Source organism: Pacificimonas aurantium (assembly GCF_020092905.1).
Classification (GTDB): Bacteria; Pseudomonadota; Alphaproteobacteria; order Sphingomonadales; family Sphingomonadaceae; genus Pacificimonas; species Pacificimonas aurantium.
Window position 1 is genome coordinate 1 of sequence record NZ_JAGSGB010000006.1, and the last position, 26,122, is coordinate 26,122.

The following is a 26,122-nucleotide window of genomic DNA, read 5'->3' on the forward strand; positions in this document are numbered from 1 at the left end:
GGCGCAGCCGTCCCCGGGCAGATCAGACCCGTGAAGAGATCGCAGTCAGTGGCGTGCTGACGGATGGGGAAATGGCGATCGGATTACGTGTGTCGGGACGAGAAGACATCGAGTAAAATCGGTCAGCGCACGGCGTTTTTGCGTTTTGGGCGCTACCGTGGGAGCCGAAACCGAGCATCGTCACCTTCATCGTGGTGCGCTTGCAAACCACCCGGCATGCCGAAAGCGGCCATATCGTTGGCCCAGCGAGTGTGACCGCTCTGGCGGACGATCCGGAAAGGCTGCTCTTAGGAGCGCCGATTGCGATAGCAGACGTTCCGGAAGGCGAACGGACCCATCAGCTTCGTGACTTCACCGCAGATAAAGCAGCGCTTGTGGGTGTTTCCTTTTCATATAGAAGCAAAGAATGGGGACAAATTTAGGAGATGGAAGATGTCAGGGAAAAGGTCGTATTTGTTGGCTACTGCACGTAGGTTCGAGATGGAAGATATCTGCTCGACATATGATGACCAGGAGAGAATAAACGTCATTGTACGCAACGAAGAACTCATTCCCTTGGTGAGCGAGGATAGTTTTGGAAGGACCGAGTCAAAAACCATGCAGGCGCCCAGCGACGACGATCCAGATCCGGAGGATGATGGATGCTATTAGTCGCTACTAACAAGGCAGATCTTGCAAGCGACTACTTTATTTTGCGCCTCAAGGAACGCGGCATTCCTTTCGTGCGCCTCAATACCGAGGACTATGGTACCCGTTTCCAGATTCACATCGCGGTGGGTGCGACAGCCGATTTTGTTATCCGATGCGACAATGGGGAGAGCTTTGCCTCGGATGCGATTTCCGCGGTCTATTTCCGCCAACCCCGTACTCCACATATCTCGAGTGAAATTGCTCCATCTGACCGAGCGTTCGCAGCGCGCGAGCTCAAGGAGGTTTTGCGTGGCCTGTGGCGCGTCATTCCGGCTCGCCTCTGGCTTAATCACCCCAGGAATCTCTGGCTCGCTTCAAATAAGATCGAACAGCTCCATCTGGCTCGCGACTTTGGCCTGTGTGTGCCTGAAACCTGCATCACGAACAGCCGAGCCAGTGTACGTGAGTTTTACGACCGCCATGAGGGCCAAATCATCTGCAAGGCTGTGAAGAACGGTTTCAGCCATGCCGACAATATCGTGACGATGGCCACCACCAAGCGAGTTGAGGCCGACTTTATCGAACAATTCGACGAATATGCTATGCTCCCCATGATCTATCAGCGAGAGATCATAAAAAACTGCGACGTTCGCGTTACCATCGTCGGCGACAAGATATACGCGACAGCCATATATTCTCAGGAACACGCCGATACCGAGGTGGACTGGCGAGTATGGGACGTTAGCGATTTAGATCTGCGTCACGAACCTATTACCTTGCCTGCCGATATCGCCGAGGGCTGCCGTAAGATCACAGCGCATTTTGGCCTGCGCTATGCAGCCATCGACCTTGTGCTGGGTCAGGATGGTCGATGGTACTTTCTCGAGCTCAATCCCAACGGGCAATGGGCATGGATCGAGAAAAAGGCCGGCTATCCCATACGCGATGCGATCATTGAATGTCTGCAAGGGCGGAAAGATGTCTATGGGTGGGATAGTCGAGCAAATAGCTTCGAAGGATCTCAACGTCCTTCAGCAATCGCTGGCCTTCGTCCGTGAGCGGAACACGGCGGAAAATGAGCGCGGAAAGGCCGCCGAAGCGCGTGCAACCGCGATGCTCGCGATATTGGGAATTCTTGCAGGATTTATAGTCCCGCTGGCCCAGACAATTAGCGCAGCCGACGGAGGTATGCGATGGTCTTTGATTGCCGCCCTGTTGAGTTCGCTCACTTTTCTCGTCAAAGGCCTCTACCATGCGCTGGGCGTCCTCAGCGTTGCAAAGCAGTATCGATTGACAGTCGACACTGTCCTGGACTTTCAGACCTTGTCACGCGCCGAGGCGTTACGCGAAGAAATCGCAGGATTGGTCTGGGAATGCCGGCAAGCCATTAAGCCAAATAGCCTCAAGCTTTTCCGTCTCCATCGCTGTCAGCGTAGTGCTTTGACAGCCATTCTCTTGTTTATGCTTTTCGGCCTCCTGCTTCTCGCGGCACAGCAGCAATGGTTTGTTTCGGTCGGGTTCGCCTATGCAATCGCTATTCTAGCCCTAGCGGCGCTTTTTCTGGCAGATCCCATTGTCGAGCGGCAGGGTATTTGGAGGCGAGAAGCGATCAAAACCGATTTGCCAGCACCCGGCAAATCTCAATGACCTATCCACTCTCACGTTTACGACCCGGCTGACACCAGTGCAGCCCCGACGCTGCGGGCGGGGCTCATCGGACCAAATCTGGCAGGTGAGCCGGCTCGCATGACTCAGTTCGAGCTATAACTGGGAGGATTCCAGTCCGGCGCATCATAAATCTTCGAGCGCTTGATCTTACCTTTGAATTCGGTTGCCGTCGCGATGGCGGCCTTGTCGCGCTCCCACTCACGCCGGTCGCGATTGGGGTCAGCCATAATTTGCGTGATCATTGCATGCGGATCGACCTGATAGTGGTGCAGGCTATCGTTGTTCTGATCCTGCGGCTCCCTGAAGTAGAGCAAGCGAACCTCGCGTTCGTGCCGAAAGGCATGGCGCTTGAGCAGTAGCGACTTTGCGAAGGCCGACGGCGAAACCTCGAGCTCGCTACTCCGGTGCAGCCACGCCTTAAGCGCCGCTTCTCGCTTGTACTCAACCACCCCTAAGAAGCAGCGATCCTGCGCCGCTTCCGGATGCGCGTTGATCAGTTCGCGCAGGAGTCGGCGCGGCGTCGAGCGAATGCGAACGAAGCGCTTCTCCGGATCGGCGGCGTAGATGCCCCACATCGCTTCTGAATAGGCTTCGCGTGACCAGCACTGACCCACGAAGTGATTAGCGAATCCATAGGTGAACGCTTTGCTGTCGAGCACGCCGCCAAGCTTAAGCTGAAAGTTCTCGAATTTGTCTTTCCATTTGTGAATAGGACTCAGCACATTTTCACGCCGGGCAAACAGATTGAACACATAGTTCTGCGGCATGATCCGATAGATATGCTCGTCGAGGTCTATATCTTCGAAATTCAGGAAATTCATGCCCCATCACTCCTTCGCGCACGACCGGTGCCTGCATCATCATGCCCACGGCACTTAGCGGACGTTGCGTTCTCGCTGGCCCTCCGCCAACAGTCTTATCCCTCCCGCTTGGATCGCAGCTCGGTCCACAAGCGAGGTCTGTGGACTCAGCCCTGCTTGAACCCGAGCTGCTCGCGCAAAAACGCATTGCTCATCGGATCGACAGAGCGATAGGGTCCAGCGGACGGCATATAAAATGATTATAATTCAATATGTAGAGTAGCACCGGGAAGCGCCCGCTTTTGTTGTAAAAGCACATGAGGCACTCCAGGCACCCCTCTCAAAGCTCATTGACCGGACGGCTGACAGCCATTACCTGTTGCGTGTACAATACGGGACACAGGCGTATCGTCAAAATGGTATCGATCGGACCTTATATACGCGATAGCGTCCTTCCTGCTGGCCTTTCCGTAAGCGCTGCCGCCCGTCAGCTTGGCGTCGGTCGCCCTGCGCTATCCAATCTGCTCAACGGAAAGGCCTCGCTCTCGCAGGACATGGCTCTAAAGCTCGAACGCACCTTTGGCGCAAACTCCGATGACCTCATCCGCCGTCAGGCCGAGGCGGGAGAACAGGCGCGACAGGCCGAGAATGAGCAACGCTCAGCCCGGCAGCAGGCCGCCGGGTATCTCAAGATCACTGCCACCGACATCGAGCAATGGGCGCAAACTCTGGCAGCGCGCACCCATCTGCCTGTCCTGCTGCGGCGTCTCGTCCACGCCGATACCGACACCGGGGCCAAGGTCGACTTTCCCGGCTATGACGCAGGCGAACGCAAAGGTTGGGATGGCATCACCGAAGCGTCAAGCGCTGGGCACTGGGTGCCCGAGGGGCGAGCGGGCTGGGAGCTCTCGGTTTCGAAAGACCTACCCGGCAAACCCAACCGTGATATCCAGGCACGCTCCAAGCTGACTCAGGCGGAACAGGCCACCACCACCTTCGTCTTCGTCACTGCCCTCCAATGGAAGGGGAAGGACAGCTGGGCAGCGACCCAACGCCAGCTCGGCGGGTGGCGCGACGTGCGCGTGTATGATGCCGAAGACCTCGCACAATGGCTCGAACGTTCAGCCAACACGCAGATCTGGTTCTCCGGAGAGATCGGACGTCGTACCGAGGACGTGGTTGTCTTGCCCGAATGCTGGCGGCGCTGGTCCGAATCGACCGTGCCAAAACTCTCGCCCCTGCTGTTCGAAGAAGCGATCAAGGACCGCCGCCAATCACTGGTCAACTGGATCGACAGCGCAGGCGAGCACCCTTTTGTCGTCGTCGCCGATTCGCCCGACGAAGCGCTTGCCTTTCTCGCGCTCGCTTTGCTCGAACCCGACGGCGACGCCGGGCTGCTGCACGACCGCACAATCCTTGCGACCAGTCCCGAGGCGCTGGCCCGCATCGCCGCTGCGTCTCACGACGCGATCCTCCTCGTCGCTGATCGTGAAACCGAACTCGCCGCCGCCAGTCTCACGCGCCGCCATAAGGTCATCGTCATCCGCCCCCGGACCAGCGTCGAGAACGATGCTGACCTCACCCTCCAGACACCGAGCGAGGAGTGTTTCGACCGTGCGCTCAATGAGATGGGAGTCGAAGAACATCTGCTTGACCAGCTCAAGAACGAGACGGGGCTATCGCCGACCATCCTTCGCCGCCGCCTCGCGCTCACCCCAGAACTGCGCAAGCCGCAATGGGCGAGCGACAAGCCGTTGCTGCGCAAACTCATGCCAATGCTCCTGGCAGGTGCCTGGAACCGCACTATTCCGGCCGACCAGATGCTCGTCGCCGATCTCGCGGGCCACCCATTCGAAACCGTGGAAGAGGATCTAAGCGCCCTGCTTCTGCTCCCAGAATCGCCGGTCTGGGCAATCGGCAATTACCGGGGACTGGTTTCGCGCAAGGACGCCCTGTTCACCGCTGGAGAGGCCCTGAGCCAGTCCGATGTCGACCGCTTCTTCGAGGTCGCGGAATTCATCCTCTCGGAGGACGACCCGGCGCTGGACCTGGAACCCGAGAAGCGCTGGCAGGCCAATATCTATGGCAAGAAGCGCGACATTTCGGCCTCCATGCGGGCCGCTGTGGGTGAACTCCTCGTCCTCCTCGCGGTATATGGCGACCGCGTCCTGGGTTCGCATGTCAATCCGGTCGGTGTGCGGGTCGATGCCCTCGTGTCGAAACTCTTGCGCAATGTCGAAGCGCGCGCCTGGCTTTCGCAACAGTCCGACCTGCCACTGCTGGCCGAGGCGTCGCCCCGCGCCTTCCTCGAAGCCGTCGAGCTGGATTTGCGATCGCACGACCCGCAACTCCTCGCGATGTTGCGCCCGGTCGAAAGCGGCATGTTCGACAGCCCCGACAGGAGCGGACTGCTCTGGGCATTGGAATCCATCGCCTGGGACGAGACAAACCTGTTCCGCGTCGCGCGCATTCTCGCGCGGCTGAGCGAGGTTCCGATCAACGACAATTGGGCGAACAAGCCGGAAAACAGCCTTGAGTCGCTTTTCCGCTCCTGGCTGCCGCAAACCGCCGCCGACATCGACCAGCGCCTCCAGCTGCTCGACACGCTCGTGCGCGAATTTCCTGCGGTCGGCTGGCGCCTCTGCAAGGCGCAAATCGACACGCACAACACCGTGGCATCCCCGAACAGCAAGCCGCGCTGGCGCACCGATGCCGCCGGAACTGGCACCGTGACCTATGACGAAGACTACCGCATGCGCCGCCACGCCCTCGATCTCATGCTGGGCTGGGCCTATCTTGAGGGCGCGCAGCTTGCCGATCTCATCGCCTACACCGCCGATTTCACCGACGAGGACCAGCAAGCGGTCTGGGCGCGTGTCGAGGGCTGGATCGATGCCGGCGCCGGCGATGAGGAGCGCGCCGAACTGCGCGAGCACATGCGGCGATCGGTGCTAGCGCGCCGCAATCAGAAGAAGGGCCGCAAGGACAAGCTGGCGCGCCGCCGGCGCGCCGTTTTTGAGGCGCTTGCGCCGCAGGATCGTGTTGTGCGCTACCGCTGGCTCTTTGCCGAACATTGGGTGTCCGAATCCGGCGACGATGTCTGGGACGATGATTTCGACTTCGACAGGCACGCCGCCCATATCGACAGTCTGCGCCGCTCGGCGATCGAAGAGATCGTCGGGGCTGACGGGCTCGAGGGCATCGGCCGGTTGCTAGCCGGCGTCAATGCCTGGGGAACGGTCGGACAATATCTCGTCATTACGACACCGTCTCGCGATCGCCGTGAGCGCATAGGCCAGCTTGTCGGAAAAGCCGGTAACGAGACCACGAAACATTGGGCCGGTGCACTCCAGGGGGCGCTATCCGCGCTCGACGACACAGAGCGCCAGGAGATCCTCGCCTCCCTCGGCGCTGCAATGCCTGAACCCGAAGCGCTCACCCTATTCCTCCATTCGCCGTTCGAGGGCGCCACATGGAACATCATCCGCACTGCGCGTCCCGATCTCGAAATTCTCTACTGGCGGGACGTGTCGCCCTATGGCTGGCGCCATGACGAGGAGGAACTGAGCTTCATCATTGAGCGGCTGCTCGAAGTCGGTCGCCCCATTTCGGCCTTCAACGCCGTTGCCATGGAATTCGACAAGGTCGAGGGCGCGATGCTCGCACGGCTGATACGCGCGGTCGTCCAGCCGAGCGAGGAAACTCATACCGATATCAAGTTGCAGGCGGGACGGATCGACCGCGCGCTCGATGCCCTTGAAGCGAAAAAGGCCGCAACTGTCGCCGAGCTCGCCAACTATGAATATCTGTTCCTCAATGCCCTGGTCCACACCAAGCACGGCATTCGCAATCTGGAAAAGCAGATCGAACAATCTCCCGGCGATTTCGTCCAGCTCGTTTCGCTGCTTTACCGCCGCGATGATGGAACCGAGGACGCCGACCGAAATCAGCCCGAGCCGCTGCGCGAAGAGGTGTTTCAAAATGTCTTTCGCGCTTTGCGCGAACTCAAACGCACCCCTGGCACCAAGGAGGACGGCACGGTTGACCCTACCAGATTGCTGGCCTGGCTCGTCGATGTCCGGGAACGCCTGAAGGCGGTCGGCAGGCTCGATGTCGGCGACAGCCAGATCGGCGAACTGCTCGGCCGATCCAAACCTGGAGCTGACGGCATCTGGCCGAACGAAGCCGTTCGCGATGCGTTGGAGGCCTGTGCCAGTGACCGCATTCTCAGGGGAATGGAAATCGGGCTGTTCAACAATCGCGGCGCAACCTGGCGGGGTCCCGGGGGCGGAGCAGAACGTACCCTCGCGAACAAATATCGCGCCTATGAACGGCAGCTCCTGTCTGACTATCCGGTCACCGCACGGCTGCTCGACAGCATCACACGCATGTGGGAGGACCACGCGCACTGGCACGATACCGACGAAGCCGTACGTCGTCGTCTTCGGCGGTAGTCGTGGCGAACGCGGCGCAACCTAAGCTCGATCTGGATCGAACCTTCCGGCCCGTCAGCGAAGAAGAGGCCAAACGGCCAGACCTCCTACTGGCGTCCCGTTATGGCGGCTCGCTCAGCTGGAAGGGCCTTCTCGAAATGCCGCGCGTCATCGTGCTGGCCGAGGCGGGCAGCGGCAAGTCATTCGAGTTCGAGGCGCAATGGCGCGCCAAGATCGCAAGCGGGGCGCTTGCCTGCCGTGCTGCCGTACAGGACGTCGCCCGCTCGCGCTTCCAGGATGCGATCGGCGCGCAGGATTTGGCCCGCTATGAAAGCTGGCGAGCCAAGGATGACGCGCACTGCTGGTTCTTCATCGACTCGGTCGACGAGGCGAAGGACGAGGGCCTCCGCCTCGAAGCCGCGCTGCGCAATCTCTCCAACGCGATTGCCGGAATGGAAGAACGGGCCACCGTTCTCATTTCCGGGCGCTTCAGCGACTGGGACTTCATCGCCGACCGCGCGGCCGTCGAGGAATGGTTGGCCATGCCCGTGCCTTTGCCGCCGCCCGATCCCGCCGACCACCATCACAATCTCATTCGCGACACATTGTCGCACCGCCAGCCTGAAAAGCCGGCTGATCCGCCCGATCCGGTCCAAGTCGTCCTCATGGAGCCGCTCGACGAACCCCGCATCCGCAAGTTCGCTGGCAACGCCGGCGTCACCGATACCGACGCATTCATCGCCGCGGTGGAACACGGCAACCTCTGGCATTTCGCAGGCCGTCCCCTCGATCTCGAATGGATGGCCAAGTACTGGCACGACCATCACAAGCTCGGAACGCTCCAGCAGATGCTCGAAGCAAGCATCGCGGCGAGGCTGATCGATCCAAAACCCGATCGGCGCAGGCGCGACACGCTGAGCCCGCAAGTCGCCCGCAATGCCCTCGAGCGGATCGCGGCTGCACTGCATCTTTCAGGAAAGGAAACCGTCCGCCTGCCCAGCGCTAGTCTCGACAGTCAAGCGACGCCCAATGCGCTTTCGATCCAATCGGTTCTTCCCGAATGGCCGGCCAAGGATCAGCTTCAGCTTCTCGGCCGTCCCGTGTTCGATCCGGCGACGCTGGGCCGCATTCGTCTTCACAATGATAATGAGGGGTCGGTGCGCACCTATCTCACTGCGTGCTGGCTTCATGGCAGGCTTGCCGACAATTGTCCGTTGCGAGAGATTCATGATCTTCTCTTCGCCGACATCTATGGCCGGGCGCTGATCCGGCCGGACATGGTCGAGGTCGGCGCCTGGCTATCGATCTGGCATCCGACAATCGCCGACAAGGTGATCGAGCGCGATCCCTACATCCTGCTCACTCGCGGCGACCCCGGATCGCTGCCAGTGGCGACGCGCGTCCGCGCGATCGAGGCCTCAATTGCTCTGGCGGGCCACCACGACCCTTGGCATCTCTTCGGGGACGACCTCTTCCGCCGCCTGGCCGACCCCACCTTCGATCCCCTCATACCCGAGTGGTGGGGGCGCTTTGCAAAATCGAGGCACGCCCGCCATCTTCTGCTGCGGCTGATCCGCCTTGGGCGGCAGCAGGGGGGACTCGACATTGCCCGCCAGGTGGCATTTGAGGATTCGGTTGACGACATCAGCCAGATCCTCGCCGGGATGATCCTCGTCGAAATGGGGACGGATGAGGACAAGCGACGGCTCGCCGATTACATCCTTACCGATTTCGAGCATTTGCAGCGTGACATTGTTCTCAGCGCTGTTGAGGGCCTGTTCCCGACTTTCCTCCCGGTCGAACAGTTCTTCTCCGTCATCGACGTGCTCGGCGTGACCGACGGGCAAAATTTCAAGAGCATTCATCCCATCGGCCCGGACCTCGCGGCTGCCCTGAACACGCGCGACGAGCTCATCGAATTCCTCGCCGCGGTCGTAGACCGCATTGGACCGCTCACGGGCAATGACGACGAATGTAAGTTCACCGAGGCTTTCGCCGAACTTGCGATCGCGGCCGCGGTCCGTCTGCTCGCGCTTTGCCAGAGCGAGGTTCCCCCAGTGGTCACCCAGTTCGTCCTGCGACTTCACGATCACCAGGCCTATCGCGGCGTCGGACCGACCGAGGACCAGCTCAACCAGGCGATGGTCGCGACGACGATCCGAAAGCAGATGTCTTTCTGGCAGGCTGCGGAAGCGCTGCGCGAACATCCATGGTTCGTGGACAAGCCGGCACCCAATGTGTGGCAGATGCAGCATCTCGGCTGGCCCGGCAGGCTTGGCCCGGACGATCTCGACTGGCTGCTCACCGACATGATCAGCCGCGCCGATCCGGGCGACCGCCTGCTCGCTCTCGGCGCGGCCCATGCGATCAGCCGAGAGAGCGGCGACGCCGCACTTCTCGCCCGCACCGGTCAGGCGGCTGCGGTCGATGCCGATCTCTTGGCTGCCCACGAGCAATGGCAAAAGCCGATCGAGGAGTCGCCCGAACTCAAGCGCTCGCATGCGCGCCTCGAGAAATCCCGCCGCGAGAACCAGAAGCGGACCGCCGAGCGCGACGACAGCTGGATCCGGTTCATCGATGAATTGCGAGCCGATCCAGGTCAGCTCGACAGCTTGCATCCTCAAACCGAAGATACGGTGGACAGACGTCTTTACAATCTCTGGCGGCTTCTCAATTCTCGGACGTCCTCCCGCTCTCGCTACTCCGTCTCGGATGTGTCCGCGATCGAGCCTATTGTCGGCAAAGAGGTCGCCGAGAAACTTCGCCTCGGCCTGATCGACTTTGCCCATCGCCGGATGCCCCGCATTCCAAGCGAGCTGCCGCCAGATGAGCGCAATGGCACCAAGGGCTTTGACATTATGGGACTCGCCGGGACCTCGCTCGCTGCGGCGGCCACTCCGCAATGGGCGATGACACTGTCCGACAGCGACACCGAACGGGCAGCCCGTTACGCCATAGTCGAGCTGAATGGATTCCCCGACTACATGGTCTCACTGGCCAACGTGAAACCCGACCTGGTCGCGCCGATCCTGAACGCTGAAATCGACAGCCAGCTCAATGACGGCAACCCCGCTGCCCACGGAATGCTGGACAGGATCACCTATTGCGAGCAGCCCATCGCCGAATTGGTAACGCCGCACCTACGGACGCGCTTGACTACGGAGCGCGATGTTCCACCTGCGATGCTGCCTAAAGTGGCGGACGTGCTGACCAAGACGGCCGGACCCGGCGACACGGAATTCGGTCAGGACTTGAGAGCAATGGCGCTATGCGCGAACAGTCCCGAAGCGGCAGCCATCTATCTCGCTCTGCTCTTCGCGATCGACGGTGACGATGCGATCGACTGCCTCGAGATTTTGATGCAGGGCCATGACGGCCCCGCACGAAGCGCCTTATGCGCGGCCCTTCTACCGCGCGTGGTCGGCGGTCGCTTTCGGCAGGAAAGGCCCTTGCCTCCAACGCTATCGTTCAAAAGGCTGCTGGCCCTTGTCCGAGCGGCCTTCGAGGGAATCCGGCGGGAAGACGACGTGGATCGACCAAGCGGTGAAGTCTATTCGCCTGGCGAGCGAGACCACGCACAGGACGCGCGCAATGCGCTATTCAATCGGTTAGCCGAAACGCCGGGTGAAGCAACGCATGCCGCGCTGATAGAGATGGCCTGCAAGAACGACATCGATATCGAACCCGATTGGCTGCGCGAACTCGCGCGGCGGCGTGCGCTAGCCGACGCCGCCCTGCAGCCCTGGCGAGCTAAAGATGTCCTGCAATTCGAAACCGAATTCGGAAAACCTCCTTCGACAACCGCCGACCTTCAGTTTCTTGCGGTGAGACGCATCGAGCAGATTGAGCACGACCTCCTCAATGGACGCTTTTCGCAAGGTACCACGCTCCAGGAACTGAGCGGCGAGAACGCGGTGCAGCGCTGGATTGCCGACCGGCTCGAAAGCCTGCAGCCGCAACTTTACACCCTTGTCCGTGAACCTCATGTCGCCGACGAGAAGGAGCCCGACATCACGCTCCACAGCCGCATCACTGGTGTGGCCCTGCCAATCGAAATCAAGGTGCTCGAAGCAATGAGTGTGGTGGAAATGGAGAAAGCGCTCGAAGAACAGCTTTGCGGCCAGTATTTGCGTCACGATACTGCGCGTCACGGCATATTGCTCTTTGTTCACCAGAAAAGCCGATCGCAGGGTTGGCAGCTCGCCGGACACTCGCAACCGGTTCAGTTGCCTGCGGTTCTCGAGCATTTGCGGAAGCGCGCATCCAGTATTCGAGCGACGAGTCCGACTGGCCCACAACCGGTTGTCTGTTGTATTGACGTGTCCGGCGTACGCCCACTCAAGCGTAAGCCCGCAAGGCGCAAGAGATCAGGCAAGCAGCCACTCGCAAAATGATGCCAGTTTGCGATTCTAGTGCCATATGCGGTGCGCAATTGTTCGCTTGGACGCCTAACCCCAGAGTTTTTAGCAGTAGCGCCTTCAAATTGCGAAAACCCGGTGGTTCGAGAGTTAAATAATTGAGGAGCGTGCTTGCCTATTCCGCTCAACTTACGTGCACTTCGCGATACCTGATTAAACTACGACGGAGTGAGGCGATTCCCCGATGTGAACGATCGGCAGGTATCAACGTATTGCAAAGGCATCGCGAAAGGCGGCTAACTCGGCGACCCTTGCCACTGTGCCGGCTTACCTCAGAACCGGCGGTTTCCGACCCAAACTCAGTCGTTCTTTAGCCGCAGCTGCGCTCCCGAAAGTCGACGGACAGCTGTTCCAGTCGAACTGAATTGGACTGCCGCCTTCGGATGCCTGCCTTCGCGGAAAGCGGGCGGTCAAGAAAGTGTCGGCCCGATAGAGTGCCGAGTCAGCACGAGAGAAAGATCTGAGCGCAAACTCAATCCACCCATGGGAGGTCGGTTTCCTTCAAAAACGCCTGACGATTAGTCACTAAATCGGCGGCCAACGAGGCGACTGGATCAACCACTGATGCCAAGAAAGTTTCAAGCGACTGCTGCTGCACGAACGTCAGCGTGAATGAACCGGACAGCTTCCCCGACTTGAGCTCTCGCTGAAACGTGACATGCTCTACCGGTTCCGGCGTTGGGTTTTCAGCGGTCGCGTCAATCAGGAACAGCTCCCCTGATGTTACCACCAGGGGGAAGAAGAACCAAAAGTAGCGCCAGTCCTCCGGTCGGGTGCCGCGCGGCACCTCCTTCTTGCGCGCAACAATCGCCTTCGACATCGGATAGAAGATTGCATCATACAGGCCACCGTGGTTCGCGTGCCAACCGCTGCCCTTCCTGTCGATGCGGCAAAACTGAACCGCTTTCCACGCTGTCTGGTGGATGCTGTAGACCTGGTCGAAGCCCAGATGAGAAAAGGCAGAAGGCTGCCGCGATAGGCCACGACCGCCTCCTAGATCCTTCTTCATCTCGTAGCGGTAGGGGAATAGGAATTCTTCCGGGCGCTTGTGCTTATCACCCTCGTTTTTCGGGCGGGCGATGAACACGAACGGGTTTGCGCTGTTCTTGCATTCGATAAGCAGCTCAACGAACGCCGCCAGCTTCGAATTCTCGTCATGCGCCACCCGCTTTACCGCTACGACGTCTATCTCGCGTGACTTTCCCTCATCCGGATCCTCGAACGCGACGTTGGTGCGCACGTGTAGATCACGCTGCTCGAGCTGGGTCGCGACCTCCTGCTCCATCAGGTAACCCGAGTCCCTGATCGCACTCATGATTTCATCGATTGTTGGATTGGCGGCCATCGACAAGCTTCCGGCTGAATTGATCTGTCGCAGTTATCAGCCTCTATCGGGATGTCCGCAATGGGTCGAGACGTGCCTGACTAAATGCCGGAGAGCTGACCCGCAGCTATCCGGTGCCGATTGCCAAAACGAGACCGACCGGAATGTCCCCAGTTGCTGCCCTGCTGCGGTAGTTTGATTAATGAAAGACGGGTTTCAGGGAGCCACTTCAGACCATCAAATGTCCGCATTCAAGGCGGTTCTAGCCAAACCTTCCGAAACGGTAGGTTTCTGCCATTTTCCGCATGACGTTGTGATCTCTACGATTGCGGCGCCTCAGGTCGCTAAGCTCGGCGACCAGAAGAACATATCGACGCGGGCGCCGAACTCGCGCCGCAACGCCCCGATCGACCGCGGCCGAGCGGCGTTGGCGATGCCGGCGTGCAGCGAGAGTAGCCCGAGATAGACGTCGAGGACATGACGCTCGAGCCTGCGGAATGCGCGCATGATCTCGCCATGCGACGGTGCGTCGCCATGGACGACCGCGTTGCGCCAGCGATAGGCTTCCCGCACGGCGTCGTAGATTCGGCAATATGCCTCGGGATCGCCGCTGCCCCCCGTGCATCCGCAGCGATGCGCCAGGTTGTGCGCCTTGTCCTTGTCGCCGACCAGGGTGAGCGCCTCGAGCGCCGCCACCAGACGCACCAGCCGGATCGGATGATGCGGCTCGGCATAGGCTTCCGAAATGAGCCGATTGAAGTAGGTGAGTCTCTCGAGCAGCGCGTCGGGCTTGCCGTCCTGCACCGTGTGCCAAGTGACGACGTCGCTGAGCAGACGCGCGAAATGGCCGAGATGGCGATCGAAGGGCTCGGTCCAGCCGTCCTCCAAGTGCGAGCGGCCGCCGCCTAAGGACGTCGATAGGCAAATATGTCCGTCCGAGGTGAGCCGCATCGCCGAGCGGGTTTCCTGCCAGAGGTATCCGTCGCCGATCCGGACATCGTCCATCGCGTCGTATCCAAAGAACATCCGGATGAGGTTGAGCAGGCATTCCGCAGCGTCGCGTGCCACCGGCCAGGCCATGCGCTCCTCGTGCCCCGCAATCTCCACGGTGATGAAGTGGTCGAAGGATTGCGCGTGCTTTTTCCAGTCGTCGCCGAGGCGCCGCGCCCACTCGTCGTCGGGCGCGTCGTGCCGGGCCCAGGCATCCACCAACTCTGCCTCGAGGACCGGCCGCGCCACGATGCGCGCGGCGCCGACGCGGAAGTCGGTTTCCTTCGCGCGGTGGGCGAACACGACGGGAAACAAATAGAGGCCGTCGTCGCGCGGATGCGCGGCGAGGAAAGTGCGTGCTTTCTCGACAATGGCATGCTCGGACAGCCGGCGGGTCTTAAGCGCTTTGGGGAGGTGCTCGGAGAGGCCGCAGAGCAGCGCCTTGCGCGCGGTCTGCCGCGAGAGTTTGGCGGCCAGGCCTTCGCGTAACAGCAGCGTTTTCGCGGCGGCATCAAGGTGCGAATTGCCGGCCTTGCTGACGCAATTCGCGCGATCCATGCCTTCCAGCAACACGATTTCCTTTAGGAACGCGCTGTCGCCACGGCCGACGCGTTCCTGCACCATCACCGTCGTAGCCTGCCATTCGTCGAGAAATGCGCTGACGTGTTGTGCTGTGGACTTCGTTGACATGTGGCACGGGCTAGCACGCTTCGACATTAGCGGCGGGCAAAATACGGGAGCAACCGTGTCTTCGGTACATCGCGCCCCAGACCAGTCAAACAGGCGCACCTGTTAATCGATGAACGTAAGGCAAGTTTTGAAGGCCTCAGCTTCAGCCTTGAACGGCGACTATGTCGGCGGCGTCAGTCTTCGGACGGCTCCGGCAGTTGAGGCGGCGCCTGATAGGCTTCAAGCTGCCACGGCCCCTGATAATTCTCGACGATGCCGTCGGTCGGCATGGGCATTCCCGCAATAAGCGCGATCTGCCCCAGACAGCGGCTCAGGTGTCCGCGCAGGATTTCAAGACCATCGAAATAGGCCTGCCGTACGTCGGGCGGGCGATTAAACTCGCCGAAACATAGATGCGGTGGCGCATCCTCGTCGCGCTTAAGCAGTTCCTCGAAAGTCATGAACTGGCGAATCCCGGCTGCCATCGCATCAAGCAGAAGGAACAGCGGCCCGTCCTGTAGCTCGGCGAGTTCCACTTCCTTGTCGACGATGATTTTGCGGATTTCCATAAGCGACGTAAGGGCCCTCTCGATGCAACCGTCGCAACATTCCCAAGCGGACAAGACGCGGCGGTCCCGGAGACGGAGAACGACCTCGCGTGCCACTGTTCGTTCGCGATCCTTGGGACTGACGGCGATACTGATGAAAGGCAGGTTTAAAGTAACGTCCCCGATGCGCCCGCCGACTTGGCGACGGGCGCGCGCGAGAAGATCGGTCAGGTCGAACTTGAATGGGATGTCGCCGCTTCGCATGGCTCAGACCCTCTCCGGGAGGGTGATGGAAGCGGCGAGCGCCGCCCCAATAGGTCCAGATCGACGTTCGAGAAAATAGCGGACCCGATCGTCATTGCTGTCGTCGAACTGCTGTCCAACCTGACAGGTTAACAGGAGATCGGCCGCCCAAGTTTCGAGCGGCCAATCACGGCCGGTGCAGGCGTCCTGCAACAGGCTGAAAGTGGGAGACTGGCCATTGTTGAGACCGGCGAGAGCTTGGTGGGCGTTCTCGGCGTCCACCACCCGGTTTCCGACTGGCATGTCGCCAACGCGGATGCGCTGGCTGAGGGGGTAGGTGACCGTACAGGGAAGATGGGGCGGCGCGTATAGAAGGTAAAAGACGGCTTTGCCGAAATCCCGGTTAAGCGTGTCGATGAGCTCGACTTGCCGGTGTCCGGCTTGCAACGCGGCAAAGATGCAGGTCTCGTCGAAGTTGTAAGTCCGATGGAGTGCGGCAGCCGCCTGCTGCCCGTCGCGGCGGATGAATGCATTCATGCCGTGCAGGAAGCCTATTTCATCCTCGTCTTCGACATCCTGGTTTATTGGAAAGAGCCGTTTGGACTGGAGCAAGCCGATCTTCTTCGCGATCAGCGCATCGCCTCGATATACGAAGACGAGGATCGCAATATCCGCTGTTTCCCAGCGTCGGCGCTGCGGGATATCCCAATCCCAATGAGGAGCACCCAACCGGCGTAAACCGCCAATATTGTGCGTGTCCATGCGGACGATTGCGCCAGAAGGCAGTAGCGTGGGCGCGCTGTCGGGGATCAGCGCCTCGATCAACCCGTCATCAAGCGATGTCTCGCGGATATTTGGGAGGTTGACCAAGCGCTCACACACGCGGCGGTTCGCGTCCTCAAAGACGCTGCGGAACCATGCGACGACATCGTCGGGTATTGTAGGCCAAGTATTCATCGCGTCCCCCAATCCAGAGCCAAAGTAATTGATCTACGCTGGCGGACCAAATGCTATTCCCAACGGTGGGAGAGGATCCCAACCAAGTTCGCTTTGGGATGTCCGGAACCAGCGAGTGAATGTCCGAAATGTTGGCGTTTGCTGCTATTGATCGCGCTGGATCTGGTTGGAAGCTTAGAAAACATCTTCTTGAGGCGGTATTCAGAACGGATCGTAGACGGCCTTTCGGGTTGCCGGACTGCCCCTTCTGAAACCGTGCCATCAGCTTACTCCTTCTCGGCGAGCGTCGCCGCCTGGCCGGTGAGATCTTCCCACCGCTTCACTGCGAGATCGACGTAGAGCGGGTCGATATCCGTGCCGCGGAAGCGCCGCCCTGCCCGCTCGGCAGCAATGAGGGTGGTGCCGGAGCCGAGAAAGGTATCGAGCACGATCTCGCCGCGGCGGGTGACATCGCGGATCGCATCGGCAACGAGCGCGGACGGCTTGACGGTCGGGTGCATCTCGAGCTCGTCGCGCCGACTGCCGGCGCCGGCGTTGACGGAGGCATAGTCCCAGACATTGGTGCGGTAGCGGCCGTGCTGGCCAAGCTCGACGGCATTGAAGTGGGGCGCGTCACCCACGCGGTAGACGAAGACGAGCTCGTGCTTCGAGCGGTAGAGAGAGCCCATACCGCCGTTCGACTTGTTCCAGATGCAGAGATTGAGGAGCGCACCATAAATGCCTTCCCCGACCGTGGTCACGTCGTGCATGTGCCGCCAGTCCATGCAGACGAAATGAACTGCGCCGGGTTTGGAGACGTTCGCGCAGGCGCCTAGCGTTTCCTTGAGAAAGGTCTGGAACTCGGCGTCGGTCATCTCTCCGGACGCCATGGCGAATTCCCGGTGGCGGCCGCGCGCGTTCGCGTGGCCGTTGATCTTTACATTGTAGGGCGGATCGAGAAAGGCCGCGTCTACGACCTCGCCGGCTCCTAAAACTCGCCGGAGGAAGTCCACGTCCCGGCAATCGCCGCAAGCGACACGGTGATCGCCAAGTTGCCAGACATCGCCCGGCTTCGTCCGCGGAGTCTCAGGCGCGGCTGGGACTTCATCATCTGCCGGATCGGACTCGCCTTCGAGGAGAACGTCAATCTCGCCGGTGGTGAAGCCGGTAACCGTGAGGTCGAGGTCGAGTTCCGAAAGGTCGGCAAGTTCAGCCTTCAGGAGGTCGACGTCCCAACCGGCACCGAGCGCGATCTTGTTGTCGGCGATACGGAGCGCGCGGACCTGCGCCTCGTCTAGTTTGTCGAGCGCGATGGTCGGAAACTCCGTCATCCCGAGCTCCTTTGCCGCGATCAGCCGTCCATGGCCGGCGATGATCCGCCCCGCCTGATCGATAAGGATCGGGTTCGCGAAACCGAACTCCTCGATCGACGCTTTTATCTGCTCGATCTGCCGCCGCGGGTGAGTGCGCGCATTGTTCGGGTCGGGTTTGAGGCTCGCGGCGTCACGATAGGTAACGACGAGCGGGCGATCGGCAGCGGCGGCTGCCCCAAAGTCGGTCTTGGCCATGGCTCGATCATAGCAGAACAAACCGGGCACAACGAATCCCCGTCGCACAAAGCTGTTGATAACTTGAAGATGTTGATGTGCCCAGACGCCCAGCCTGATTTGGACTGGACTGTCCGCCCGGCCTGAGCATTGCTGTCATGACAGCCCGGCCGCCCGGGCTCTTCTCGGTAGCAGCCGCAAGTCGCGGCTGCCCCTACGCGAGGAAAAAGACATGACCCAGGCGAAACCGAAAGCTCAGAAGACGACGGCCCCGTCGAAACTCGACAGGCTCGAGACGCTCCTGAAGCGGAAAACCGGCGCATCGCTCGCCGAGATGACCAAGGCGACCGGCTGGCAAACGCACTCGGTGCGCGGCGCGATGGCCGGCGCTCTGAAGAAGAAGCGGGGCCTCGCGATCAGCTCCGAAAAGCTGAACGGCGAGCGCCGCTATCGGATCGTCGGCGGTGCCGGAGCATGAGTACGACTTCGGAACTCGTCAAAGGGCTCGATGATCTCGATCTCGATGGCCTGCGCGCGGTCTGGCGGGAGCGCTACGGCGACCCGCCGCCGCTTCGCTCGGAACCGCTCTTCCGCCTGATGCTGGGCTTCCATCTGCAGGCCGAAAGTGGCGGCGGGGTGTCCAGAGAGGTTCGCAGGACGCTCCGGAAGACCGGGGCGACCGTTCCTGCAGGACAGGAGCTCGGCCTAGGAGCCGTCCTCCGCCGTGAGTGGAAGGGGCGCGTCGTAGAGGTGGTCGTGGAAGCGGACGGTTTTCGTTTGGAAGGCAGACTCTATCGCAGTCTTTCTGCCGCCGCGACGGCAGCAGCCGGGAGCCGCTGGAACGGTCCGCGCTTCTTCGGCCTGCGGACATGACTGCTCCGCCGCAAAAGCGCTGCGCGCTCTACACCCGGAAAAGCTCCGAGGAAGGCCTCGACCAGTCGTTCAACAGCCTCGACGCGCAGCGCGAGGCCTGCTCTGCCTATGTCCTCAGCCAGGCGCATGAAGGTTGGACCGCCCTGCCCGCGCGCTACGACGATGGCGGCTTCTCGGGCGGTTCGATGGAACGACCGGGACTAAGGGCACTTCTCGCTGACATCGAGGCGGGCCGCATCGATACGGTCGTCGTCTACAAGATCGACCGCCTGACCCGCAGCCTGGCCGACTTCGCGCGCATGGTCGAGCTTTTCGACAAGCAGGACGTCAGCTTCGTTAGTGTCACCCAGCAGTTCAACACTACGTCGTCGATGGGCAGGCTGACGCTGAACGTCCTTCTGTCCTTCGCGCAGTTCGAGCGCGAGGTTACCGGCGAGCGCATCCGAGACAAGATCGCCGCATCGAAGAAGAAGGGCATGTGGATGGGCGGCAGTCTTCCGCTTGGCTACGACCTCCCTCAGGACGACGCCCGTGCGCTCGCTGTCAACGAGATAGAAGCCGCGACGGTGCGGATGATCTTCGAGCGGTATCTGGAGCTGGGCTCCGTCAACGCTCTCAAGGTCAGTCTCGACGAGGACGGCATTCTGTCGAAGCGCACGGTCACGAGGAAGGGCAAGGTCATCGGCGGAAAGCCGTTCAGCCGCGGCGCGCTGTTCTACCTCCTTCGCAACCGGACCTACCTCGGCAAGATCGTCCACAAGGACGAGGTCTACGATGGCGCTCACCACGCCATCGTAGACCAACGCCTGTTCACGAAGGTCCAGCGCCAGCTGGACCGGCAGCGGCGCCGGCATGGCGGAGCGGGATCGCGCCGGGCGGCGGCGCTGCTCACCGGTCGGATCTTCGACGCGGAGAGCAACCCAATGTCGCCGACCTTCTCTCGCGGCGCTAGCGGCAAGCTCTACCGATATTATGTGTCGGCCCCGCTTCAGCAGGGCGGCACGGTCAGCGATGCAAGCATCCGGCGCCTCGCTGGCCCGTCTATCGAGAAGGTAGCTGCCCGCGAAGCTGACCGGCTCCTCGGCACAGCAGGTTCGATCAAGGAGGTCATGAGTGTCGCCATTCTTGAGGATCACCTCGAGCTAAGCTTCGCGCCGGCGTGCGAGCCGCGATTGAAGCGCCATCTTTCGTCAACCGATGAACTGACGGCTGCTGAAGATCGGATCGTCGCGTCCATGCCGATGCGGTTGCGGCTTCGCGGCGGGCAGACGTTCATCGAAGCCTCCGCCCGCCCCGAGACCTCGCCGGACCCGGTTCTCATCAAGGCTCTGCGCCGCGCGCATGAGCACGTCCGCCTCGACCGGAACGGTCGCCCCGTCCTCGGGCGCGTGCCAGCGTCGCCGTACCTTGCAAAGATCATTCGGCTCGCCTTTCTCGCGCCCGAGATCCAAGCTGACATCCTCGCCGGACACCAGCCGCGCGGCCTTCTTCTGGAGCGTCTGATGAAAGCGCCGATCCCGGTCGATTGGGCCGCCCAGAAAACCTTGATCGACCAGCTTTCCGCACGCGGCTAGATTCGCGGTAACAGGGACAATATCGCCTGTTTCGGCGAAATATTGCCCTGTTACGGCCGTTAAATCCCCTGTTCTGGCCAATTAACAGGAAAGTGGCGGCAACCGTGCGCAAGCAGATGTGTTTCCTCCATTTTTGAGAACTCAGGCCTGTCGGAGACTACGCTCCCCTCCTGTTTTTCCTGCTTCTGTGCGAATTTTTCCCTGTTCTTGAATGCGGAAGGGCAAACCCAACCGTGCATCGGACGCGCAGAGACCGGTCGCTGAAATCGGCGCAGCGCGCCTGCTGAGACGCTGCAGAATTGGGGGCAACGGTTAGGTTGAGCGCAGAATTCCTGCCTGTTTTCCGACGCCTGTTCTGGGGGCGCCGAAAGAGAGACAGGTTTGCAGGGTTCGTGGCGGAGCGGGTGGGATTCGAACCCACGATAGGGGGTTACCCTATACACACTTTCCAGGCGTGCGCCTTCGACCACTCGGCCACCGCTCCAGCGCGAAAGCAGCCCTCTACAAAAGCGCACCGCGAATTGCCACCCCCATCTGGCCGCAAAGCTCGCTAGGGGATGGGAAGGTTCATGCGGCGCAGCAGCCTGACCTCTGCGCAGCCGATCAGGATCGTCGCGAAGACGGGATAGCCCCAGAACCCCTCCCCCAGGGCATAGGCGACGGGCGGCAGGTCGGGTGTCGCAAGCCGCGCCAGGTGCGACAGCACTGCGCTGAGATGAAAGGCCATCGTCCAGATCGGAAAATAGCGCGGCGAGCGCGCCACCACCCAGACAAGGACGGCGAGAAGCACCAGATCGGCGATGAACACGCCCAGGCTGATCGCCTCGAAATCCTCCCGCCCGGCAATGCGCACCGCCACCGAGGCGAAGACGGTGAAAAGGAGCAGCAGGAACACCCGCCGCTCCTCTCGTCCGCCCAAGCGGAAAGCCGCAATCCCGATGCCGACAACGAACAGCCAGAACATCGCCGTCAGGAAAAGGCTGACGAGAACCCCGCCCGTCACGGGGTCCCCGCCCCTGCCGTCAACATGGACGGCTCATGTCACTGGCCGACGACCGTCAAGCCGCTGTTTGGGCCGCCGGCTTCGGCCCGCTCCTCCGCCGCAAGCGAGGCGGAATCGGGGATCGGCTTCGGATAGCCGGCGCCAAGCATACGCGTCTTCAGTCCGATTCCGCTTTTGACTCCGTCGAGCCGTTCGTGGGTGTCGCAGAGATCTCTGCGGGCGCCGACGAGCTGGGCGAGGACGCCGTGCGCGCTTTCCATCGCCTCCTGCCCGAACAGTGCGGACACCTTCGCGTCCGCGCGAGCCCGCGGCATTTCCGCGGACAGAAGCGCCGCCGCCTGGATAGCCTGGTCAAGCGCCGCCTCCGCCTCGTGCAGGCGCGCCGCAACGCTCTGCGCCGCCGTAAGTCGTTCATTCAACATGTCCCTCTCCTTTCTGCGCCGCCGGGCCGCAGCCCGGGACACGCAAAGGGGAAGAGAAGCGAGAGGAGGCGGACCCATCCTCTAGAACAGGGACCCGATCGCCGACAGGCCGGCCATGATGCCGCCAAAGCCGACCGCCGCAGAGACCGCGATGCCAAGGACCCAGGCGAACCGGGCCCCCACCGACATGCGATTGACCGGGTGGCGGCGGCTGGGAAGCGGGAGGAGAACCGCGCCGGCGGCGGTCTCGTTAGGAGTTGCGGCAGTAGCCTCGGTTGATGAGAACGATCTCATCCAGCGTGGCGATGTCGTAGAAGCTTCCCCTAGAGGTCACTCTCAAGAGAGTAGCATTTTCGCTGACACTCCAAGTCGTCCACCGTCCGGATAGCCATCTCGTCGCCTCATAGGTATCGCAGGTTCTGTCAGACTAAATGCACCGCTGAGGCTCTGTCAGACTAAATGCACCGCTGACGATCGGCGCCTAATCCGCTAGCTCGAATTGATGTCGAGATCCCGCAGATCAGCCAGCCCGTTCCGCTGTTTCAACTCCTCGCCCGAGGTGATCCGCGCCGCGGTCATGCTCTACGTCCGATATCCGCTCAGCCTGCGAAACGTCGAGGACCTGTTGGCCGAGCGCGGCATCGACATCTGCCATGAGACGGTGCGCTTCTGGTGGAACCGGTTCGGGCCGATGTTCGCCAAGGAGATCAAACAGCGGCGCAGGAGCTACATGCGCGGCTTCCGCCAGTGGAAGTGGCACCTCGACGAGATGTATGTCCGTGTGAACGGGGAGCAGCGCTACCTCTGGCGCGCTGTCGATCACGAAGGCGAGATCCTCGAGAGCTACGTCACCAAGGAGCGAGACAGGGCGGCGGCGCTGCGGTTCATGAAGAAGGCGCTCAAAAACTACGGATCACCGGAATCGATCGTGACCGACGGCCTACGGTCCTACGTCTCTGCGATGAACGTGCTGGGAAACAGCGGGAAGCAAGAGATCGGCCGGCACCTGAATAACCGGGTGGAGAACTCGCATCTGCCGTTCCGACGACGGGAGCGTGCGATGCTGCGGTTCAGGCAGATGGCAAGCCTGCAGAAATTCGCCTCGGTCCACGCCAACGTCCACAATCACTTCAATGCCGAACGCCACCTCATCGACCGCCCGACCTACAAGACCCGCCGCTCGGCCGCCCAGGCCGAGTGGGCCAATCTCATGGCGTGAGCATTGGCGGGGAAGGGACGCATTGCGCGAAACAGAGACAAGTTGTCATTAGTCTGACAGCACCGTCTGCTTCGCTGCGCCCTACGGGCTCCGCTACGCAGCCAATTGCTTCAACCGCGCTCATGCGCAACAACGCGGCTCGGCTCTAATCCCAGCTGGGGGAAAGCTGGGGGTCACGGCAACGTTACATCACTATCGCCCTCTCTATCAAGAATAACCCGATTGATTTCAAGAGGATTTAGTCCTAGCGCTAAACCAATAAGGGATTTATGATTTCGTTCGAGTAGATAATCTGCGATTCTCATATCGCGCATTTCCGGAGGTTGCGTTGCTAAGACCGTATGCTCTGGTTTGGAGATGATGAATATCGACTTTCGGCATTGGTTCCCTCTTAATACATACAGGGCGAGCAAAGCGTCGCGATGAGCGGCCAAATTTAATCGGAGGCAAAAGATGATCAGCCTAGAGAGCGTTAAGTCTTCCGCAAGTCCCACCCTCGTTTCAGACAATTCACCGCCGGTCGCAGTAGATGACGAATTCACGTTGCGTAACGGCGCGGTATCAATTGTAGACTTAGTCAGAAATGATTACGATCCAGAAGGCGGCTCTGTGCGGGTCGCCTCTGTGAACTTTTTTCCGAGTGAGATACTACCAGACGGCAGAGTATTATTCGATCTTAGCGATGAAGATATTCCTTTTTCTGGCTACTATTCCTTTGTCTACACCATCGTTGATGACGACGGTGCGACAGCTATCGGGAGGGGGCCGGGCGCGGGTCAAATTCTAATAGAGGCTCGGCCGGACTATTCGTTTCAGCCCTACGATCTGCAACCTCTTGTGAATCTAGAGAATCCCACGGGGCAAGAAGCAACCTCGCTAGAGGTTAGCGCGCTTCAGGATGGAAATTTTGTGGTGGGCTGGGTTTCCGAAGACGAGTCTGGCGTATCGGAGGGCCTTGCGCGCATCGTCGCGGTCGACGGAACACCGATATCAGCCAATATCCCTCTCGCGCAAATCGGTATGTCCATTAGCGCCGTCAAGGTCGCTTCGTATGGAAATGGTTTCGCAGCGCTCGTTGCGGAGGTTGAGCCCGGCACATCCACATCGCCCCATCCAATCGTAAAATTCTTCGAGCCGAGCGGCGAATTGGGCGGGACGCTCGAACTTCCTTACGCTACGAACGAAGAGCTTCTTCAGCCGACCGCTCTCGTTTCGCTGGATAATAGCGGTTTGGCCGCCCTCTACATTGTAAGTGAGGCTCTTTCAGGGGGCGCTTCCAGGACCGTAGCGCGCGTGATTGAATTAGCACCTGGCGGATCGACGATCGTTTCGCAGAATGAGGTAGAATTGCCCGATATCAGTCCTATCGCGGACTCAGAGATCGACGCGGTCGAAATTCCGGGCGGAATCGCGTTTGCGACAACAATTCAGGCTTCCGGCGGCGGCAACTCGGCGGTGTTGTACCAACGGCTGCCGTTTATCGGTGCAGCGCCCTCGGCGGAAACCATCGCTAATGCACAGAATCCCAGTTTGGCGAAAACCGGCGACGAACAAACGCCAGCTGCACTGGCGTATCTGACCATTGAAGACGGTGACTCAGTGAATCAAAGCGCTGGCGCTGTTCTTCGTCAAATAGGCTCGGACGGGGGGCTGTCTGCGCAGACGGCTATGCTGTTCTCTAGAGTTGGAGCGATCAGGGAGATCGAAATCGAGGGCCTCCCCGAGGGTGGCTTTATCGCTTCTGCGTTCGCAGACACCTCAAGTGAGCAATCCGACTCCGTGACCGGCGTCTCGGTCAGTGCAGTCTTTGCGGGGAACGGGGAGCAGGTCAGCGAGACGGAGGTCCTCGAAGGAGGGGCATCGTTACTTACCGAGCAGATCGTTCACGATATCGCTGTGAACGACGACCGTGTGGCGCTGTTCGGTGGCCAGAATATGACCGTCAGGGACGGCGTTTTATCTACTGGCGATGATATAAGTGTCCAAAGCCTCTCCATCAGTACTGCGAGCGATAATGCGCCGGTAGCGGTGGATGACGAGATCGAGGCTAATGAGGGCGGGATCGTCTTCTTCAACCCTCTACGAAACGACCTTGATCCTGATGTCGACGCTGGCAGTGATTCGCTTAGTGTGATCAGCGTAAGCGATGTGCCAGGGCTCGAACTCTTACCGACGGGCTTCATCAAGGTCACTCTGGCCGAGGGCGAGTTGCAGTCCTTCGCGTTCGAATACACGATCTCGGACGACGCCGGTCAGCTCTCGACCGGGACCGTCGCCATAAATATCAGCGAACTGCCTCGCTTTAGCGCGGCCCTTGAGCCCGTGGGCGACGTCACTCAGCTAAACGAAACAGAGTGGGATTTTTCGTCGGACGTTCGCGTGGAGCCCCTTGGTGATGGGTTCATTCAGGTCTGGCGGTCGCAGCAATATTCTCCCGAACCGCAGACGGCCGTATTTGGCCGGATTCTGGACCGATCGGGAAATCCGGTGGGTTCGGAGATCATGCTCTCTCCGGCTGGCGGAAATTATCGCTCCCCTAGCGTAACTGCTATGGGAGAGGATGGGTCTTTCGCTGTGGCTTACTTAGATATCACCGGGGGTAATGTTGATACCCCCACTGTCATTGGGATATCCGGTTTCACTGCTGAAGGCGATCTGATCTACTCCCGGGAGGTAGTACCAACCGTGGATTTCGGGGTCACATTGAATGACCCGATTCTAGTTGAGCTTTCGGATGGTTCCCTAGCAGTCGTCATAGTGGGCGCTAATGATGAAAGCCGCCCGATCGAGGTAATTAGAGTCTCTTCCGACGGATCCACAAGCTC

Annotated in this window: 20 protein-coding genes and 1 tRNA gene; 9 read left to right on the forward strand and 12 right to left on the reverse strand. The window is 60.4% G+C overall.

The window, feature by feature from the left end; all coding sequences use genetic code 11:
- Positions 1 to 641: 641 nt before the first annotated feature.
- Complete coding sequence (locus tag KCN53_RS15830) at positions 642 to 1,688, forward strand: MvdC/MvdD family ATP grasp protein (RefSeq protein ID WP_088713531.1); 1,047 nt, start codon at positions 642 to 644, stop codon at positions 1,686 to 1,688.
- Positions 1,615 to 2,277 carry a hypothetical protein gene (locus KCN53_RS15835; RefSeq protein ID WP_172406316.1) on the forward strand — a complete coding sequence of 221 codons (663 nt, stop codon included), beginning with the start codon at positions 1,615 to 1,617 and terminating at the stop codon, positions 2,275 to 2,277. Before KCN53_RS15830 ends, KCN53_RS15835 begins: the two co-directional genes overlap by 74 nt.
- A 104-nt stretch (positions 2,278 to 2,381) precedes the next feature.
- Here the strand turns inward: KCN53_RS15835 and KCN53_RS15840 are convergent, their stop codons facing one another.
- Entirely contained in the window at positions 2,382 to 3,119 is a 738-nt protein-coding gene (locus KCN53_RS15840) for a hypothetical protein (RefSeq protein WP_088713529.1), read from the reverse strand.
- A 395-nt stretch (positions 3,120 to 3,514) separates the two neighbouring features.
- Between KCN53_RS15840 and KCN53_RS15845 the strand changes: the two genes are divergently transcribed.
- Complete coding sequence (locus tag KCN53_RS15845) at positions 3,515 to 7,552, forward strand: helix-turn-helix transcriptional regulator (protein ID WP_172406315.1); 4,038 nt, start codon at positions 3,515 to 3,517, stop codon at positions 7,550 to 7,552.
- Positions 7,553 to 7,731: 179 nt separating this feature from the next.
- Here the strand turns inward: KCN53_RS15845 and KCN53_RS15850 are convergent, their stop codons facing one another.
- A complete protein-coding gene (locus KCN53_RS15850; RefSeq protein ID WP_143712274.1) occupies positions 7,732 to 8,187 on the reverse strand; it encodes a hypothetical protein in 456 nt (151 codons plus the stop codon).
- A gap of 9 nt (positions 8,188 to 8,196) precedes the next feature.
- Here KCN53_RS15850 and KCN53_RS15855 point away from each other — a divergent pair, with 9 nt between their 5' ends.
- Positions 8,197 to 11,925 (forward strand): hypothetical protein, encoded by a 3,729-nt coding sequence (locus tag KCN53_RS15855; protein ID WP_143712273.1) that lies wholly within the window; start codon positions 8,197 to 8,199, stop codon positions 11,923 to 11,925.
- Between the two features lie 496 nt (positions 11,926 to 12,421).
- Here KCN53_RS15855 and KCN53_RS15860 read toward each other — a convergent pair whose 3' ends face one another.
- The 6 genes from KCN53_RS15860 to KCN53_RS15885 all read right to left on the reverse strand — a co-directional run bounded on the left by KCN53_RS15860 (position 12,422) and on the right by KCN53_RS15885 (position 18,227).
- Positions 12,422 to 13,294, reverse strand: a complete 873-nt coding sequence (locus KCN53_RS15860) for a hypothetical protein (protein WP_088713526.1) — start codon at positions 13,292 to 13,294, stop codon at positions 12,422 to 12,424.
- Between the two features lie 315 nt (positions 13,295 to 13,609).
- Positions 13,610 to 14,953, reverse strand: a complete 1,344-nt coding sequence (locus tag KCN53_RS15865; protein ID WP_088713525.1) for a hypothetical protein — start codon at positions 14,951 to 14,953, stop codon at positions 13,610 to 13,612.
- 173 nt (positions 14,954 to 15,126) lie between these two features.
- Entirely contained in the window at positions 15,127 to 15,744 is a 618-nt protein-coding gene (locus tag KCN53_RS15870; protein ID WP_088713524.1) for a hypothetical protein, read from the reverse strand.
- 3 nt (positions 15,745 to 15,747) lie between these two features.
- Positions 15,748 to 16,680 carry a hypothetical protein gene (locus KCN53_RS15875; protein ID WP_088713523.1) on the reverse strand — a complete coding sequence of 311 codons (933 nt, stop codon included), beginning with the start codon at positions 16,678 to 16,680 and terminating at the stop codon, positions 15,748 to 15,750.
- Positions 16,622 to 16,942 carry a DUF5681 domain-containing protein gene (locus KCN53_RS16280; RefSeq protein WP_224199815.1) on the reverse strand — a complete coding sequence of 107 codons (321 nt, stop codon included), beginning with the start codon at positions 16,940 to 16,942 and terminating at the stop codon, positions 16,622 to 16,624. The genes KCN53_RS15875 and KCN53_RS16280 overlap by 59 nt, the downstream gene beginning before the upstream one ends.
- A gap of 4 nt (positions 16,943 to 16,946) precedes the next feature.
- The gene (locus KCN53_RS15885) at positions 16,947 to 18,227 is read right to left on the reverse strand and encodes a site-specific DNA-methyltransferase (RefSeq protein ID WP_088713532.1); all 1,281 of its coding nucleotides are present in this window, start codon (positions 18,225 to 18,227) and stop codon (positions 16,947 to 16,949) included.
- Positions 18,228 to 18,438: 211 nt separating this feature from the next.
- On the opposite strand from KCN53_RS15885, the gene KCN53_RS15890 reads away from it, so the two are divergent.
- The 3 genes from KCN53_RS15890 to KCN53_RS15900 are packed head-to-tail and all read left to right on the forward strand — an operon-like array spanning position 18,439 to position 20,653.
- A complete protein-coding gene (locus tag KCN53_RS15890; protein ID WP_088713522.1) occupies positions 18,439 to 18,684 on the forward strand; it encodes a DUF3489 domain-containing protein in 246 nt (81 codons plus the stop codon).
- Entirely contained in the window at positions 18,681 to 19,079 is a 399-nt protein-coding gene (locus KCN53_RS15895; protein WP_088713521.1) for a DUF2924 domain-containing protein, read from the forward strand. Before KCN53_RS15890 ends, KCN53_RS15895 begins: the two co-directional genes overlap by 4 nt.
- The gene (locus KCN53_RS15900) at positions 19,076 to 20,653 is read left to right on the forward strand and encodes a recombinase family protein (RefSeq protein WP_088713520.1); all 1,578 of its coding nucleotides are present in this window, start codon (positions 19,076 to 19,078) and stop codon (positions 20,651 to 20,653) included. Before KCN53_RS15895 ends, KCN53_RS15900 begins: the two co-directional genes overlap by 4 nt.
- A gap of 393 nt (positions 20,654 to 21,046) precedes the next feature.
- Here the strand turns inward: KCN53_RS15900 and KCN53_RS15905 are convergent.
- From KCN53_RS15905 to KCN53_RS15920, 4 genes are all read right to left on the reverse strand, one after another.
- Positions 21,047 to 21,137: transfer RNA gene (locus tag KCN53_RS15905), tRNA-Ser, on the reverse strand.
- Positions 21,138 to 21,203: 66 nt separating this feature from the next.
- Positions 21,204 to 21,656: a hypothetical protein gene (locus KCN53_RS15910; RefSeq protein ID WP_088713519.1), complete on the reverse strand. Its 453-nt coding sequence runs from the start codon at positions 21,654 to 21,656 to the stop codon at positions 21,204 to 21,206.
- Positions 21,657 to 21,694: 38 nt separating this feature from the next.
- Positions 21,695 to 22,078: a hypothetical protein gene (locus tag KCN53_RS15915; protein WP_088713518.1), complete on the reverse strand. Its 384-nt coding sequence runs from the start codon at positions 22,076 to 22,078 to the stop codon at positions 21,695 to 21,697.
- A gap of 81 nt (positions 22,079 to 22,159) precedes the next feature.
- Entirely contained in the window at positions 22,160 to 22,372 is a 213-nt protein-coding gene (locus tag KCN53_RS15920; protein ID WP_143712272.1) for a hypothetical protein, read from the reverse strand.
- Between the two features lie 208 nt (positions 22,373 to 22,580).
- Between KCN53_RS15920 and KCN53_RS15925 the strand changes: the two genes are divergently transcribed.
- Together KCN53_RS15925 and KCN53_RS15930 are read left to right on the forward strand one after the other, a co-directional pair.
- Positions 22,581 to 23,297 carry an IS6 family transposase gene (locus KCN53_RS15925; protein ID WP_088713517.1) on the forward strand — a complete coding sequence of 239 codons (717 nt, stop codon included), beginning with the start codon at positions 22,581 to 22,583 and terminating at the stop codon, positions 23,295 to 23,297.
- A gap of 453 nt (positions 23,298 to 23,750) precedes the next feature.
- A partial coding sequence (locus KCN53_RS15930) for an Ig-like domain-containing protein (protein WP_224199816.1) occupies positions 23,751 to 26,122 on the forward strand: 2,372 nt, incomplete at its 3' end.